The 15,160-nt window shown below is 69.1% G+C and carries 12 protein-coding genes; 7 read left to right on the top strand and 5 right to left on the bottom strand.

What is annotated here, in order from left to right; all coding sequences use genetic code 11:
* Positions 1–40: 40 nt before the first annotated feature.
* The 4 genes from ACIA8E_RS35110 (at position 41) to ACIA8E_RS35095 (ending at position 6,092) form a co-directional block, all read left to right on the top strand.
* A complete protein-coding gene (locus ACIA8E_RS35110; protein WP_399304393.1) occupies positions 41–793 on the top strand; it encodes a TIGR03089 family protein in 753 nt (250 codons plus the stop codon).
* Between the two features lie 236 nt (positions 794–1,029).
* A complete protein-coding gene (locus tag ACIA8E_RS35105; RefSeq protein WP_399304391.1) occupies positions 1,030–2,346 on the top strand; it encodes an LCP family protein in 1,317 nt (438 codons plus the stop codon).
* Between the two features lie 223 nt (positions 2,347–2,569).
* Positions 2,570–4,330 carry an LCP family protein gene (locus ACIA8E_RS35100; RefSeq protein WP_399304389.1) on the top strand — a complete coding sequence of 587 codons (1,761 nt, stop codon included), beginning with the start codon at positions 2,570–2,572 and terminating at the stop codon, positions 4,328–4,330.
* A 49-nt stretch (positions 4,331–4,379) separates the two neighbouring features.
* Positions 4,380–6,092 (top strand): LCP family protein, encoded by a 1,713-nt coding sequence (locus ACIA8E_RS35095; RefSeq protein WP_399304387.1) that lies wholly within the window; start codon positions 4,380–4,382, stop codon positions 6,090–6,092.
* A 68-nt stretch (positions 6,093–6,160) separates the two neighbouring features.
* Here ACIA8E_RS35095 and ACIA8E_RS35090 read toward each other — a convergent pair whose 3' ends face one another.
* The gene (locus ACIA8E_RS35090) at positions 6,161–7,174 is read right to left on the bottom strand and encodes a glycosyltransferase family 2 protein (RefSeq protein WP_399304385.1); all 1,014 of its coding nucleotides are present in this window, start codon (positions 7,172–7,174) and stop codon (positions 6,161–6,163) included.
* 275 nt (positions 7,175–7,449) lie between these two features.
* Here ACIA8E_RS35090 and ACIA8E_RS35085 point away from each other — a divergent pair, with 275 nt between their 5' ends.
* Positions 7,450–8,814 carry an LCP family protein gene (locus ACIA8E_RS35085; protein WP_399304435.1) on the top strand — a complete coding sequence of 455 codons (1,365 nt, stop codon included), beginning with the start codon at positions 7,450–7,452 and terminating at the stop codon, positions 8,812–8,814.
* 74 nt (positions 8,815–8,888) lie between these two features.
* Here ACIA8E_RS35085 and ACIA8E_RS35080 read toward each other — a convergent pair whose 3' ends face one another.
* Positions 8,889–9,440: an acyl-CoA thioesterase gene (locus tag ACIA8E_RS35080; RefSeq protein ID WP_030977033.1), complete on the bottom strand. Its 552-nt coding sequence runs from the start codon at positions 9,438–9,440 to the stop codon at positions 8,889–8,891.
* A 140-nt stretch (positions 9,441–9,580) separates the two neighbouring features.
* On the opposite strand from ACIA8E_RS35080, the gene ACIA8E_RS35075 reads away from it, so the two are divergent.
* The gene (locus ACIA8E_RS35075) at positions 9,581–10,885 is read left to right on the top strand and encodes an LCP family protein (RefSeq protein ID WP_399304383.1); all 1,305 of its coding nucleotides are present in this window, start codon (positions 9,581–9,583) and stop codon (positions 10,883–10,885) included.
* Between the two features lie 92 nt (positions 10,886–10,977).
* Here ACIA8E_RS35075 and ACIA8E_RS35070 read toward each other — a convergent pair whose 3' ends face one another.
* The 3 genes from ACIA8E_RS35070 to ACIA8E_RS35060 all read right to left on the bottom strand — a co-directional run bounded on the left by ACIA8E_RS35070 (position 10,978) and on the right by ACIA8E_RS35060 (position 13,571).
* Positions 10,978–11,784, bottom strand: a complete 807-nt coding sequence (locus ACIA8E_RS35070) for a class I SAM-dependent methyltransferase (RefSeq protein WP_399304381.1) — start codon at positions 11,782–11,784, stop codon at positions 10,978–10,980.
* On the bottom strand, positions 11,781–12,257 hold the full coding sequence (locus tag ACIA8E_RS35065) for a hypothetical protein (protein WP_399304379.1): 477 nt from the start codon (positions 12,255–12,257) through the stop codon (positions 11,781–11,783). The genes ACIA8E_RS35070 and ACIA8E_RS35065 overlap by 4 nt, the downstream gene beginning before the upstream one ends.
* Before the next feature lie 156 nt (positions 12,258–12,413).
* Positions 12,414–13,571, bottom strand: a complete 1,158-nt coding sequence (locus ACIA8E_RS35060) for an acyl-CoA dehydrogenase (RefSeq protein WP_093776593.1) — start codon at positions 13,569–13,571, stop codon at positions 12,414–12,416.
* 189 nt (positions 13,572–13,760) lie between these two features.
* On the opposite strand from ACIA8E_RS35060, the gene ACIA8E_RS35055 reads away from it, so the two are divergent.
* Positions 13,761–15,104, top strand: a complete 1,344-nt coding sequence (locus ACIA8E_RS35055) for a UDP-glucose dehydrogenase family protein (RefSeq protein WP_399304377.1) — start codon at positions 13,761–13,763, stop codon at positions 15,102–15,104.
* Positions 15,105–15,160: the final 56 nt, after the last annotated feature.

The following is a 15,160-nucleotide window of genomic DNA, read 5'->3' as shown; positions in this document are numbered from 1 at the left end:
CATCAGGCCCCGCCCGGCACCGCCGCGTACCCTTGCGCGGATGAACGCCAGCGACCGCACCCCTGCCGACCTGCTGCGTTCCGCGCTCGCCGCGGACCCGGCCCGCCCCATGGTCACTTTCTACGACGACGCCACCGGAGAACGGGTCGAACTGTCGGTGGCCACCTTCGCCAATTGGGTGGCCAAGACCGCCAACCTGCTGCAGGGAGACCTGGCCGCGGAACCCGGGGACCGGCTCGCCCTCCTGCTCCCCGCGCACTGGCAGTCCGCGGTCTGGCTGCTCGCCTGCTCCTCGGTCGGCGTCGTCGCCGATGTGCAGGGCGACCCCGCCGCCGCCGACCTCGTCGTCACCGGTCCGGACACGCTGGACGCCGCACGCGCCTGCCGCGGCGAACGGATCGCTCTGGCCCTGCGCCCGCTGGGCGGCCGGTTCCCGCAGCCCCCCGAAGGGTTCGCGGACTATGCCGTGGAGGTGCCGAGCCAGGGCGACCGGTTCGCGCCGTACGCGCCGGTGGACCCGGACGCGCCCGCGCTGACCGTCGGCGGGCTCGGGCTGACGGCGGCGCAACTGGTCGCGCGCGCCCGCGAGGACGCCGTGGAGCTGGGGCTGACGCCCGGATCGCGACTGCTGACGGGGCGCACGTACGACAGCTGGGACGGACTCAGCGCCGGGCTCTTCGCCCCGCTGGCCGCCGGCGGCTCCGTGGTCCTGTGCCGACATCTGGGGCAGCTGGACGAGGGCGGACTCGCCAAGCGCGTCGAGAGCGAGCGAGTCACCAACACCGCGGTGTGACAAGCCCGCTGACGGCCACTCGTCCGGCCCACAGCGGGCCGAGCCCCCGGACCTGCGCATCAACTCCGGTACATCATCGGCGGTACAGACCACTCAGGCCCTGGGGTCTTCCGTCTTGACCGGGCCGGGCCCCGCGAGCCCGGCCCGGTCAAGACGAATCCCTGGGCACAACCAAGCGTGAGGTTCAGCCGTCTACTCCTGCAACCGGCGGCCCAGCGCGCCGCCGAACGTGAAGGATGGACGCAGACGTGACCGAAAGCGCCGGCACGCCGGCCGACCCCGACCGCTCGGCCGCGGACCAGGACGGGCACAGCGACGAGTCGCAGGACAGGGACGAGTCTCAGGGCGAGGGCGGCTCTCGGGGCGACGGCAGCTCTCAGGACGGGCCGGAAGGCGAAGGCCGCCCTGAGGAGCCACTCGACCCGGACGTCCCCGCCGAGCGCAGACACCGCTGGCTGCGTTGGGCTGCGCTCGCCACGTCACTCTTCGTCCTGGTCGCCGCGGGCGGCGGCTGGTGGCTGTACAGGAAGCTCGACAGCAACATCAGGACCGATACGTCCGCGGCCGCCGAACTGCGGGTGTACGAAAAGGAACGCCCCGTGTCCGTCGTGCACGACGCGGAGAACATCCTGCTCATCGGTTCCGACAGCCGCACCGGCGACAACCGCAAGTACGGCCGCTCCTACGGCAGCAGCCAGCGCTCCGACACCACGATCCTGCTGCACCTCGCCGCGGACCGGAAGAGCGCCACGGCCATGTCCATCCCGCGCGACCTGATGGCGGAAATCCCCAGTTGCCACCAAGCGGACGGAAAGCCCACCAGGAAACAATTCGCCCAATTCAACTGGGCCTTCCAATTCGGCGGCACCGCCTGCACGATCCGCACGGTCGAGCGGATGACGGGCATTCGCATCGACCACCACATGGTCGTCGACTTCAACGGCTTCAAGGACATGGTCGACGCGGTGCACGGCGTCGAGATCTGCCTCAAGGAGCCGATCGACGACTCGGACGCGCACCTGAAGCTCCGCGCGGGACGCCAGAAACTCGACGGCGAGGAGGCACTGGGGTACGTACGGGCCCGCAAATCCATCGGCAACGGCAGCGACACCGACCGGATGGAACGCCAGCAGAGATTCCTCGGCGCCCTGGTGAACAAGATGCAGAGCAACGGTGTCCTGCTCAACCCGACCCGGCTCTATCCGGTACTGGACGCGGCCACCAAGTCGCTGACCACGGACCCGGGCCTGGACAGCCTCAAGGACCTGTACGAGCTGGTGCGCGGCATGCGCAACGTACCGACCAAAAAGGTGCAATTCCTGACAGTTCCTCGACAGCCGTACGCTGCCGACCCGAACCGGGACGAACTTGTCCAGCCCGAGGCCAACAAGCTCTTCAAGCGGCTGCGCGAGGACACCCCTGTCGCAGTGGTCCCGGCGGATGACCTGAAACACAAAAAGGGCAAGAATTCGGACAGCGCGGACTCCATGAGTCCGACGCCCACACCGACCTATTCAGGCAGCAATGCGGCCACCGACCTGTGCAAGCAGTAAAGCAATTCCCAAGTAGGCACCGACAATCGGAGCGTAATGAGCAGTATGACCGGTTGTAAGGGCCGTGGAATGTGTCACGCTCGTCGCTTGACACCGAACCGGGCGGATAGTGTGACGCGATCCGGTGCTTCCGACCGTCAGGTCGCGCACTGCTGGAGCGAAAGATCGAGCGCCTCTCGGGGGATGGCGCCTCGCGTGGCACCGACGGAGGACTCAAACAACCGTGGATGCGCAAAGCCGTGGGCGGGCGGACGAAATCGACCCCGCAGACCAGTGGGTCCTCAACCCGCAGACCGGCGATTACGAATTGCGACTGCCCCAATCCGGAGGGGATTCACACCGCACGCCGAGTGCGTCGGGCCCGCGTGGTTCCGGGCGCAGAGGCACGGCGCATGAGGGCGGCGGCGAGCGCAGAAGCGGTGGACGGAACGGCGAGGGCCGGGGGCCGGTGCCCGCGCAGCGTGGTCGCCGTGCCAATGGCCCGCGCGGTCAGGAGGGTTCCGGTCCCGACTCCGCCGGTCGGCGCAAGCGCAAGCAGCCGAAGGCCCGCCGCAAGAAGGCGCTGCTCTGGACGGGCGGCGTGATGGCCTTCGTGCTGGTCGGCCTGTCGGTGGGCGGGTACGCGCTGTACCAGCACTTCAACGGCAACCTGAACTCCGTGGACATCGGCGACGCCGGCAACAAGGACGTCATCACCGCCAACGCGCCCCTCAACATATTGGTCATCGGCACCGACAAGCGGACCGGTAAGGGCAATGAGGGGTACGGCGACAAGAGCAGCCCCGGCCACGCCGACACCAACATCCTCTTCCACGTGTCCAAGGACCGGACCAACGCCACGGCGCTGAGCATCCCCCGCGACCTGATCACCGACATCCCGGACTGCACCACCAGGCAGCCGGACGGTTCGGACAAGGTCATCCCGGGCACCCAGAACATCCGGTTCAACGTCAGCCTCGGTCAGGAAGGCCGCGACCCGGGCTGCACCATGCGTACGGTCGAGGAGATTACCGGCGTGAAGCCCGACCACTTCATGATGGTCGACTTCAACGCGGTCAAGGAACTGACCACGGCGGTCGGCGGCGTCAAGGTGTGTCTGGCCCACCCGGTCAAGGACCCCGACTCGCACCTCGATCTCCCGGCGGGCGAGAGCAAGATCCAGGGCGAGGACGCGCTGGCGTTCGTGCGGACCCGGCACAGCTTCGGCAATCAGAGCGACCTGGACCGGATCAAGGTCCAGCAGCAGTTCATCGGCTCGATGATCCGGCAGATGAAGTCGGACGACACGCTGAGCAGTCCGACGAAGATGTACAGCCTGGCGGACGCGGCGACCAAGGCGCTGACGGTCGACAAGGGCATCGGCTCGATAAAGAAGCTGACCTCGCTCGCCAAGGAACTCGGCAAGATCGACACGAAGAACATCACCTTCGTAACGGCCCCGGTGATAGACAACCCGGCCGAGAAGGTCCATGCGACGGTGGTGCTCAACAAGGCCAAGTCCGACCCGCTGTTCCAGATGATGCGCGAGGACACCTCGCTGACCGAGGTGAAGAAGCAGAAGAAGGCCGCCCAGAGCAAGCAGGACGCGCTGCTCAAGGGCACCAAGGCCGCTGCCACCGACGTACGGGTCGATGTCCTCAACGGTGGCGACCGGGCGGGCGCCGCCCAGGAGACGGTCACCTGGCTGCAGAACGAGCAAGGCGTACTCAAGTCGACGAACAAGGCCAACGCCCCGGAGAAGATCTCCAAGACGACGCTCGAGTACGCACCGAACCAGGCCGACCAGGCCCGGGCACTCGCCGCGATGATGGGGCTGCCCGGCTCGGCCCTGAAGATGGGCACCACGGACGCCGAGGGGCTCCAGGCGATGGTCCTGACCCTGGGTGCGGACTTCAAGGGCGCAGGTGTGCCCGTCACCGGACCGGCAAAGGTGCCGGACGACATACCGCTGGCAAACGCCGACAAGGCAGTGTGCGCCAAGTGACACGGGGTCACTGCGCCATTCCGAGAGTCTGAGCAGCAGGGGGGACCTGGTGGGACGGAGCAGCACACCCGGGGAGGGAACGCGACCACGCGTCCGGCATGCCGGACAACTCGGCTGGGACGACGGCCTGTACGACGACGGCCCGTCGGCCGGTCCCGACGACGGGCACGACAGCGGACGGGACGGCCGGCGGAACAGCGGCGGCGCCGGGGACCGGGACCGCCCGGACCCCGGCCGCGCCGGGCGCCGCCGCGGGCAGTCACACCGGCACGGCCGACGCGGGAAGCGCCGCATACTGCGCTGGATCGCCTGGGTTCTCGCTGTGGTCATACTCGCCGGCGCCGGCGCCGGATACCTCTACTACCAGCACCTGAACGGGAACCTCAAGAAGGCGGACCTGACGCTCGGCGACAAGAAGATGACCGAGCACAAGGCCAACGCCGCCGGTCAGACCCCGCTGAACATCCTGCTCATCGGCTCGGACGCACGGGACTCCAAAGAGAACCAGAAACTCGGCGGGGCCAAGGACACCTTCGGGGCGCCGCCCCTCGCCGATGTGCAGATGCTGCTCCATCTCTCCGCGGACCGAAGCAACATGTCGGTGATCAGCATGCCGCGCGACACGCTGCTGAAGATCCCGAACTGCACCGATCCGAAGTCGGGGCACGTCTACCCGGCCACCACGAGTCCGGCAATGACCAACGAGACCCTCGGCCGTGGCGGCCCCGGGTGCACCGTGGCCACCTGGTACGAGCTCACCGGCATCACCATCGACCATTTCATGATGATCGACTTCTCCGGTGTGGTCTCGATGGCCGACGCGATCGGCGGCGTCCCGGTCTGTGTCAAGGGCAACGTCTACTCCCACACGAGCGACGGCAAGGGCTCCGGACTGAAGCTGGAGGAGGGCACCACGAAGGTCAAGGGCAAGCAGGCCCTCCAGTGGCTGCGGACTCGCTACGGCTTCGAGGACGGCACCGACCTCGGCCGTACGCACGCCCAGCACATGTACATGAACTCGATGGTCCGTGAGCTGCGCAAGGGCACCAAGCTCACCGACCCCAGCAAGCTGACGGGCCTCGCCGAGGCGGCGACCTCCGCGCTGACCGTCGACAAGGGTATCGACACGGTCAAAAAGCTGTACGACCTCGCGGGCGAGCTCCAGAAGGTCCCCACCAAGCGCATCACGATGACGACGATGCCGAACGTCTACGGAACGGGTGCGAACAACGGCCGCGTGCTCCCCAAGCCCGTCGACGCGGACCAGCTGTTCCAGATGGTCCGCGACGACATCCCGCTCGATGGCAAGGCGTCCAAGCGCAAGGCTCCGGCCGCCAAGGAGCCCACGGCCCCCGTCGCCGAGATTCCGGTCAGTATTCGCAACGGGACCCGTACCGACACCGAGTACCCGGTCGAGGGACGCGCCTCGGCGATCAAGAAGCTGCTGGCCGGGAAGGGCTTCGCCCAGGCCACGGTCGACGTGCAGAACACCGACGCAGCGGCGCGGACCGGGGTGCTCTTCCCGAGCGAGGACGTGGAGGGCAACGCCCAGGCCGTCGCCAAGGCGCTCGGCATCCCGCTGACGGCGGTGAAGAAGTCGACCGCCGTCTCGGGCATCACGCTGACCGTGGGGGCCGACTGGCGCGAGAGCGGGCCCTATCCCGCCCCCAGTGCCGAGGAGAAGACGCCGAAGAGCGCACGTGCCCTCAACGGCGACGACGAAACGGCCTGCATGGACATTCAGCCAGGTTTCGGCTGGTAGCTCCGAACCGGGTACAACGCACTGTGGGGGCCTTCCGGCACATCGGAGGGCCCCCACGGTGTCCTCACTTACACGGTAACCACCGGGCGGCGGCCGGCCATGACCTTCTTCGCCAGAGAGCGCGGGCTGGTCAGGAAGCCGTAGCCCCAGGACATGTGCATGGTGGCCAGCGCCACCGGGATCTGCAGCCGTGCCTTCAGCGGCAGGCCCTTGCCCGCCGGGAGGGACCCGGCGACTATGGCCGCGGCGTAACCGGCCGGGACGACGAAGGCCCACGGGGTGACGGCCGCGCCGACGACGATGCCCGCCGCGATCGCGCAGACGGCGGTCGGCGGGGCCAGGTAGCGCAGGTTGATCGAACCGGCGTGGTAGCGGGCGACGACGTGGCGCCAGCGGCCGTAGTCCTTGTACTGCTTGGCGAGGGCCTTCACCGAGGGACGCGGCCGGTACTGCACCTTCAGCTCCGGCGAGAACCAGATCAGCCCGCCCGCCTCGCGGATCCGGAAGTTCAGCTCCCAGTCCTGGGCGCGGATGAACTCCACGTTGTAGCCGTCCGCCTTCTCCAGCGCCTCTCGGCGGAAGACCCCCAGGTAGACGGTCTCGGCCGGGCCCGCCTGGCCGCCGGTGTGGAAGGCCGCGTTGCCGACGCCGATCCTCGACGTCATGGCCGCGGCGACGGCGTCCTCCCAGGCGTTCTCGCCCTCGGCGTGCATGATGCCGCCGACGTTCTGCGCGCCGGTCTCCTCCAGGAGCCGGACGGCGGTCGCGATGTAGTTCGGCGAGAGCATTCCGTGGCCGTCGACCCGCACCACGATGGGGTGTGAGGAGGCCTTTATCGCGGCGTTGAGCGCTGCCGGGGTGCGGCCGGTCGGGTTCGGCACCGTGTGCACCCGGGAGTCCTCGCGTACGAGCTCAGCGGCGATCTCGTCCGTACGGTCCGTGGACGGGCCGAGCGCGATCACGACCTCCATCTCACCGGCGTACTCCTGCTCGAGGATGTGCCGGACGGAGTTCCTGAGATGGCGTTCCTCATTGAGCACCGGCATGATCACGGAGACGGCGGGGCACTGCGCGGCAGACATGTGGTCCTCGGGGGGTCCTCGGGGGCGCCGGGGGTTCGCACCCCAGGAGGCGGCGTTATTCGGCCGCCACGTTACCGCGAATGGGGGACACGGGCGCGCGCCACCGGGTCGCTTCCCGGAGTGGTGATCGTATGGACCTACTGTGCGAACGGTCCCCCATGCACCGCGGAGGTCCCCCCGTGCCCACACCGCACAGCTCCCCCCGTCCGCCGCGCCGCCACGCCACTCCCCCGCAGCGCAGGTCGAGAAAGCAGGACGAGCGGCCCCGCTGGGGCATGCGGGTGGCGACCAGTCTGTCCGTGTTGGTGCTCGGGGCAGGCGGGATCGGTCATGCGGTCGTGACCAGCCTGGAGACCGGGATCGACCGGGTCGACCCGTTCAAGGACATGAAGAACCGGCCGCGGGCCGGCAACGGCATGAATCTGCTGCTCGTCGGCACCGACGGCCGCGACAAGGTCGGCCGGGAGGAGAAGCGGAAGTACCGGCTGGGCGGTGCGCCCTGCCACTGCACCGACACGATCATGCTGGTGCACCTGTCGGCGGACAGGGAACGCGCGACCATCGTCTCGCTGCCACGCGACACCTACACCGAGCTCCCCGAGCGCCGGGACCCGGCCACCGGCGCCGAGCGCGCCGCGCATTCGGTGAAGCTGAACGCCGCCTATGCGGAGGGCGGCCCGAGTCTGACCGTACGGACGGTCGAGCGCCTGACCGGTGTCAAGGTCGATCACTACCTGGAGGTCGACTTCACCAGCTTCATGAAGACGGTGGACACCCTCGGCGGGGTGCAGATCTGCACGGCCCGGCCGATGAAGGACTCGTACACCGGACTCGATCTGGCCGCGGGCACCCACTGGCTGGACGGCGGGCAGGCGCTTCGCTACGTGCGCTCACGCCATATCGACGCGGCCGCCGACCTGGGCCGGATGCAGCGCCAGCAGAGGTTCCTCGCGTCGCTGATCAAGCGCGCGACGAGCAGCGGTGTGCTGATGAACCCGGTGAAGTTCCGGGACGTCGCGTCGACGATGCTCCGTTCGGTCCGGGCGGATCGGGGGTTCGGCACGGACCAGCTGCTGGACCTCGGCCAGGCGATGCGCGGCTTCACCCCGGCGTCGTCCGAGTTCGCCTCCGTACCGATCAGCGATCCCTCCTTCCCGGTCAAGGGCATCGGCTCGACGGTCAAATGGGACCCGGAAAAGTCGAAGAGGCTCTTCGAGGCGCTGCGCGAGGACAAGCCGCTCGCTTCGAAACCGCCGAACGCGCCGGTGGCGAAGCCGGTCGATGTCGCACCGGGTGAGATCCGCGTCCAGGTCTACAACGGAACCGTGCAGGACGGACTCGGCAGAAGGGTCGACGACGCACTGCGCGCCACCGGCTTCGTCACGACACGGGCCCCGCTCAACGCGGAGCCGCGCAGCCTGAAGCACACGCTGGTCGAGTACGACCCGCGGTGGGACCGGTCGGCGAAGACCCTGACGGCAGCTCTGCCGGGGGCCGAGCTGCGGGCGGTCACGGGGCAGGGCAAGACGATGAAGGTGACCGCGGGCGAGAATTTCGGCAAGGTGGAGCGGGTGCAGGCGGAGGCGAGGCACGGGGGCGAGTTCGGCACGGTCACGGGCGACCAGGTGGTGTGCCCGTAGGGGGCGGTGCCCCGTGCGGGGCGATGCCCTGGGGCGGCGGCCACCGGGGCCCACGCCGGACCCGGGGCCTGCCGTCAGTCGACGTCGATGCCGTCCGCGATGCGCTTCTCGCGCAGTTCCTTGATCGCGCGGCGCCGGGCGAGGCGGTGCGTACGCCGGATCTGCGCCTCCTGGTAGCGCCGCTTGTCGCGCTCCGTCTCCGGGATCACGGGCGGTACGGGGCGCGGCTTGCCGTCCCCGTCGACCGCCGCGAACACCAGGTACGCGCTGCCGACCTGCTGGGCGGGGGTCGATTCGTTCCACCGCTCGGCCATGACCCGGACGCCGACCTCCATCGAGGAGCGGCCGGTCCAGTTCACCTGCGCGCGGACGTGAACAAGGTCACCGACACGGACCGGCTCCAGGAAGACCATCTCGTCCATCGAGGCCGTCACCGCGGGGCCGCCGGAGTGCCGTCCGGCCACGGCGCCCGCCGCGTCGTCGACGAGTTTCATGATCACGCCGCCGTGCACGGTGCCCAGCAGGTTGGTGTCACTGCCGGTCATGATGTGGCTGAGGGTGGTCCGGGACGCCGCGGTCGGCTTGCCCGGAATATCGCCCTCCGGGCGCGGGGCCTGATCTGTCATGCCGTCCACCTTATGCGGGGGCCATGCGCCCTTATGCGGGGGCCGTACGCCGCGGACATTGCATCAGCTTGGCAACAGCCCAGGCCCGATATCTCACACCCCCTGTAATACCGACAGGTCCGGCCTGCACACTGGTCCGCATGAGCGACAGGCCCGGTGGATGGACCGACGACAACCGCGACGACCGCTACGGACGGGGCAGTGACAACGCCCAGCCCGAAGGTGCCCGTGTGATGCGGCACGTCCAGCGGCACCCCGCACCGCCGCCGCAGCGCCCGGCGCCGCCGCGGCAGTATCCGGCGCCGCCGCAGCAGCGCCGTCCGGAGCCGCCGCGGTACGCCGACGGCTATGACGACAACGCTGGGTACGACAACGGTTACAGCAACGGTCAGGTCTACGGCGGCGGCAACGGCGGCGGCCGGGGGTACGGCGGCGGTGACGGCGGTTACGTCCAGGGCCGGCCCGCACCGGACTGGCGCCGTCGAATAAAGATAGGCGCGCTGACCCTCGTGGTCGTGGTGCTGGCCGTCTCCATCAGCACGTACTTCTGGGCCGACTCCAAGCTGAAGCGCGAGGTCGACCTCTCCAAGGTGATCGAGCGTCCCGGCGAGGGCGACGGCACCAACTATCTGATCGTCGGTTCCGACAGCCGCGCGGGCATGTCGGCCGATGACAAGAAGAGGCTCCACACCGGCTCCGCCGAGGGCAAGCGGACCGACTCGATGATGATCCTGCACGACGGATCGAACGGCCCGACGCTGGTTTCCCTGCCGCGTGACTCGAACGTCGAGATCCCCACCTTCGTCGGCTCGGAATCCGGCAAGACCTTCAAGGGCACGGGCCGCATGGTGAAGCTGAACGCCGCGTACGCGGAGGACGGCCCGGAGCTGCTGGTCCGCACGGTCGAGTTCAATACCGGACTGCACATCGACCACTACGTCGAGATCGGCTTCGGCGGCTTCGCCAAGATCGTGGACGCGATCGGCGGGGTGGAACTCGACATCCCCAAGGCGTTCAAGGACAAGAACTCCGGCGCCGACTTCCAGGCCGGCAAGCAGACCCTGAACGGCGAGCAGTCGCTCGCTTTCGTACGGACCCGGTACGCGTTCGCGCGCAGCGACCTGGACCGTACGAAGAACCAGCAGAAGTTCCTCGCGGCGCTGGCGAGCCAGACGGCGACGCCGTCCACCATCCTCAACCCGTTCAAGCTGTATCCGACGATGGGCGCCGGTCTCGACACCCTCATCGTCGACAAGGACATGTCGCTGTGGGACCTGGGCAACATGTTCTTCGCGATGAAGGGCGTCACGGGCGGTGACGGCAAGTCGATGAACATGCCGATCTCGGGCAGCACCGGCGGGAACCTGGTCTGGGACAAGGCCAAGGTCAAGCAGCTGGTGCAGCAGCTCAACGACGACGAGAAGGTCACCGTCTCCGGCAACTGACGGCAGACAGAAGCCGGGCCCGGACGGTTCGCCGACCGGGCCCTGCCGCACGCCACGGTCGTCACCGCACGTGCGACCGCGGCCCGCCGCCGCTACACGCTCCCCCGTGCCAGCAGCGCCACGTGCGGCAGAGCCAACTCGCCGTCCCCCTTGGCGAATTCGGCGCACAGCACGTCGTACTCCCGCTTGGCCGCGGCCACTCCTTCCGGCCCCCGGCTGTTGACCAGCTGCCCGATCTCGGCGACCCCGGACGCGGGGCCGGCCCACCAGTCCTCCGCGCCTACGTGGTGATCCCATGCGAGGGCCTCGGCCCGTACGTCTCCGAGGCCGGCCGCCGACATCAGCGCACCCAGCCCTTCCGGGGTGCGCGGGAAGTTGTGCTCGGCTTCGACCGTGGCCAGCCACTGCGGGCGGGTCAGCCCCGCCGCCTGCGCGGCCCGTCCCACCAGTGCCTGCCCGGCGGCGCTCGGCACCTGCCAGATGGTGACCGCGACCCGGCCGCCGGGACGGGTGATCCGGCGCAGCTCCTCGATGGCGGCCGCCGGACGGCCCACGTGGTTGAGCACGAAGTTCGCCACAACCGCGTCGAACTCGCCATCCTGGTAAGGAAGTTCGGGCAGCCGACCGAGTCGGACATCGACTCCGGGCGCGGCCCGGCGGGTCGCCTCGACCATGCCGGGTTCGGCGTCCACGGCCCGTGCGACGGCACCGCGCCCGACGGCCGCCACCGTCACGCTGCCACTGCCGCACCCCACATCGAGCACCTGTGTCCCGGTACCGACCCCGGCCGCGTCCAGCAGCGCGGGCACGGGGTGGGCGCACAGGCCCGCGAAGGTGCGCGCGTAGGCTTCGGCGCGGCCGTCCCAGATCCGTCGCTCACTCAGATCGAACGCGGTCACCGCACACCTTCCACAGGTCCCTGCGGTTCGAGCTCGTCCAGGTCCTCGTACAGCGCATCCAGAATCCGTCCTGTGGGCTTGCCCTGCGGGGACAGCTCCGCCAGGCACCAGCCGGGCAACTGTTCCTCGACGTCGGGCGGAAGATCGCCGTCCGTCGAATCGGCCAGGCTGTAGAGCAGGCCGAACGCGGTCTCCTTCGCCACCTCGCGGGCTATCTCGCCCAGTTCACCGGCGGTCAGCCCGAGCCGCACCGCCCGCTCGACGGCACCGCCCGCGAGGCCCTCCTTCCGGTACACCTCGACCCAGTCGGGTGCCGCCGAGCTCCAGGCGTCGATGTCCTGCCAGACCTTGCGCAGGAACCGGTAGCGGGCGAGCTGCGGAATGTTCTCCTCGACTTCCGAGTCGGCCCAGTCCGGTGCGTCGTCGGCCCCCAGCGCTTCGAACAGGCCGGTGAGCTTGTCGATGTCGGTCATGGACAGGGAAGTTACGCCATCGCGAGCCACCGCTCCCGCAGCGTCCACGAACCCGCTGTGCCGGGGAAACGCGATCGGCCCCCGGCAGGGAGCCGGGGGCCGGTCAATGTACGCAACCCGTTCGGAACGGACGACGAGTCGGGAGATCCCGCCGGGTTACGGCAGGTTCCGCGCCATGACTATGCGCTGGACCTGATTCGTGCCTTCATAAATCTGCGTGATCTTGGCGTCGCGCATCATCCGCTCCACCGGGTAGTCCCGCGTGTAGCCGTAGCCGCCGAGCAGCTGGACCGCGTCCGTGGTGATCTCCATCGCGACGTCGGAGGCGAAGCACTTGGCCGCGGCGCCGAAGAACGTCAGGTCGCCGTCGAGGCGCTCGGACTTGGCGGCGGCCGAGTAGGTGAGCTGGCGGGCCGCCTCCAGCTTCATGGCCATGTCGGCGAGCATGAACTGGACACCCTGGAAGTCGCCGATCGGCTTGCCGAACTGCTTGCGCTCCTGGACGTAACCCTTGGCGTAGTCGAGGGCGCCCTGCGCGATGCCGAGGGCCTGCGCCGCGATCGTGATGCGGGTGTGGTCCAGGGTCTTCATCGCCGTGGCGAAGCCGGTGCCCTCCTCGCCGATCATGCGGTCGGCGGGGATCCGGACGTTGTCGAAGTAGACCTCGCGGGTCGGGGAACCCTTGATGCCGAGCTTCTTCTCCGGGGCGCCGAAGGAGACGCCCTCGTCCGACTTCTCGACGACGAACGCCGAGATGCCCTTGGAGCGCTTGGTCGGGTCGGTGACGGCCATCACCGTGTAGTACTCGGAGACACCCGCGTTGGTGATCCAGCGCTTCACGCCGTTGAGGACCCAGAAGTCGCCGTCGCGGACGGCCTTGGTCTTCATGCCGGCGGCGTCGGAGCCCGCGTCGGGCTCGGAGAGGCAGTACGAGAACATCGCGTCGCCCTTGGCGAGCGGGCCCAGGTACTTCTTCTTCAGCGCCTCGGAGCCGGAGAGGATCACCGGGAGCGAGCCGAGCTTGTTCACGGCCGGGATCAGGGAGGAGGAGGCGCAGACGCGGGCCACCTCCTCGATCACGATCACGGTGGCGAGGGCGTCGGCACCGGCGCCGCCGTACTCCTCGGGGACGTGCACGGCCTGCAGGTCGGAGGCGACCAGGGCGTCCAGCGCCTCCTGCGGGAAGCGGGCCTCCTCGTCGACCGCCGCCGCGAACGGGGCGATCTTCGCCTCGGCGAGCGCACGGACCGTCTCGCGGAGCATGTCGTGCTCCTCGGCCGGACGGTACAGGTCGAAATCGGTGGAACCCGCCAAGACTCTCACTCCCCAGGGATGCTAACTACCGTTAAGTAACCCAATTTTAGGCGCCGTGCCCCGCAAAGACCTATGCGAGCCGTACGTGAGCTACGCGACAGGGGTCCGCAAGACCGGTAAAACAGGGCGTCAGGGGGCACGACTATGCTCGTTCACCGCACGTCCGTCCGCATCTCCCAGGAGCACTTCATGGCCCTCAGGATCACTGTGATCGGCACCGGCTACCTCGGCGCCACCCACGCCGCGGCCATGGCGGAGCTCGGCTTCGAAGTGCTCGGGCTCGATGTCGTGCCCGAGAAGATCGAGATGCTGAGCGCCGGCAAGGTCCCGATGTACGAGCCGGGTCTGGAGGAGCTGCTCCGCAAGCACGTCGCGGGCATCGAGGGATCCAGCGGCCGGCTGCGGTTCACCACCTCGTGGGAAGAGGTGGGTGCCTTCGGCGATGTGCACTTCGTCTGCGTGAACACCCCGCAGAAGCACGGCGAGTACGCCTGCGACATGTCCTATGTGGACAGCGCCTTCGAGTCGCTGGCGGCGCAGCTGACCCGGCCCACCCTGGTCGTCGGGAAGTCGACCGTGCCGGTGGGCTCCGCGGCCCGGCTCGCGGCGCGGCTGGCCGAGCTGGCGCCCGTGGGTACGGACGCCGAGCTGGCCTGGAACCCGGAGTTCCTGCGCGAGGGCTTCGCCGTGAGGGACACCCTGCACCCCGACCGGATCGTCGTCGGTGTGGAGAGCGAGCGGGCCGAGAAGCTGCTGCGCGAGGTGTACGCGGTTCCGGTCGTGGAGGGGTCGCCCTTCGTGGTGACGGACTTCCCGACCGCCGAGCTGGTGAAGACCGCCGCGAATTCGTTCCTGGCGACCAAGATCTCGTTCATCAACGCCATGGCGGAGGTCTGCGAGGCCGCCGACGGTGATGTGAAGAAGCTCGCCGAGGCGATCGGCCACGACGAGCGGATCGGCAGCAAGTTCCTGCGGGCCGGGATCGGCTTCGGCGGCGGCTGTCTGCCCAAGGACATCCGCGCGTTCATGGCGCGCGCCGGTGAGCTGGGCGCGGACCAGGCGCTGACGTTCCTCCGCGAGGTCGACTCGATCAATATGCGGCGCCGCGGCCACATGGTGGAGCTGGCCCGGGAGGCCGTGGGCGGCGACTCGTTCCTCGGCAAGCGGGTGGGCGTGCTGGGTGCGGCGTTCAAGCCGGACTCGGACGACGTACGCGACTCGCCCGCGCTGAACGTGGCCGGGCAGATCCACCTCCAGGGCGGCCAGGTCACCGTGTACGACCCGAAGGGCATGGACAACGCCCGACGGCTCTTCCCGACGCTCGGATACGCGGAGTCGGCGCTGGACGCCGTGCGCGGCGCGGATGTGGTGCTGCACCTGACGGAGTGGCACGAGTTCCGTGAGCTGGACGCGGTGGCGCTGGGCGAGGCCGCGGCGCACCGGATCATTCTGGACGGCCGTAACGCGCTGGACAGTGCGGTGTGGCGCGAGGCGGGCTGGACGTACCGGGCGATGGGCCGGCCCCGGGCCTGAGCCGCTGGTTCATGGGCCGGCCGCTGAGCGCCGGTCCGCCTTGAGCCGTTGAGGGC

It is taken from the genome of Streptomyces sp. NPDC051664, from assembly GCF_044453545.1.
In the GTDB taxonomy this organism is placed as follows: domain Bacteria; phylum Actinomycetota; class Actinomycetes; order Streptomycetales; family Streptomycetaceae; genus Streptomyces.
Note: the sequence above shows the minus strand (reverse complement) of the source record. Positions and strands in the feature narration are given on the sequence as shown.

Coding starts and splice junctions, on each gene's coding strand:
- ACIA8E_RS35110 (WP_399304393.1), top strand. CDS start 41: ATGAACGCCAGCGACCGCACCCCTGCCGACCTGCTGCGTTCCGCGCTC.
- ACIA8E_RS35105 (WP_399304391.1), top strand. CDS start 1,030: ATGGACGCAGACGTGACCGAAAGCGCCGGCACGCCGGCCGACCCCGAC.
- ACIA8E_RS35090 (WP_399304385.1), bottom strand. CDS start 7,174: ATGTCTGCCGCGCAGTGCCCCGCCGTCTCCGTGATCATGCCGGTGCTC.
- ACIA8E_RS35085 (WP_399304435.1), top strand. CDS start 7,450: ATGCGGGTGGCGACCAGTCTGTCCGTGTTGGTGCTCGGGGCAGGCGGG.
- ACIA8E_RS35080 (WP_030977033.1), bottom strand. CDS start 9,440: ATGACAGATCAGGCCCCGCGCCCGGAGGGCGATATTCCGGGCAAGCCG.
- ACIA8E_RS35075 (WP_399304383.1), top strand. CDS start 9,581: ATGAGCGACAGGCCCGGTGGATGGACCGACGACAACCGCGACGACCGC.
- ACIA8E_RS35065 (WP_399304379.1), bottom strand. CDS start 12,257: ATGACCGACATCGACAAGCTCACCGGCCTGTTCGAAGCGCTGGGGGCC.
- ACIA8E_RS35055 (WP_399304377.1), top strand. CDS start 13,761: ATGGCCCTCAGGATCACTGTGATCGGCACCGGCTACCTCGGCGCCACC.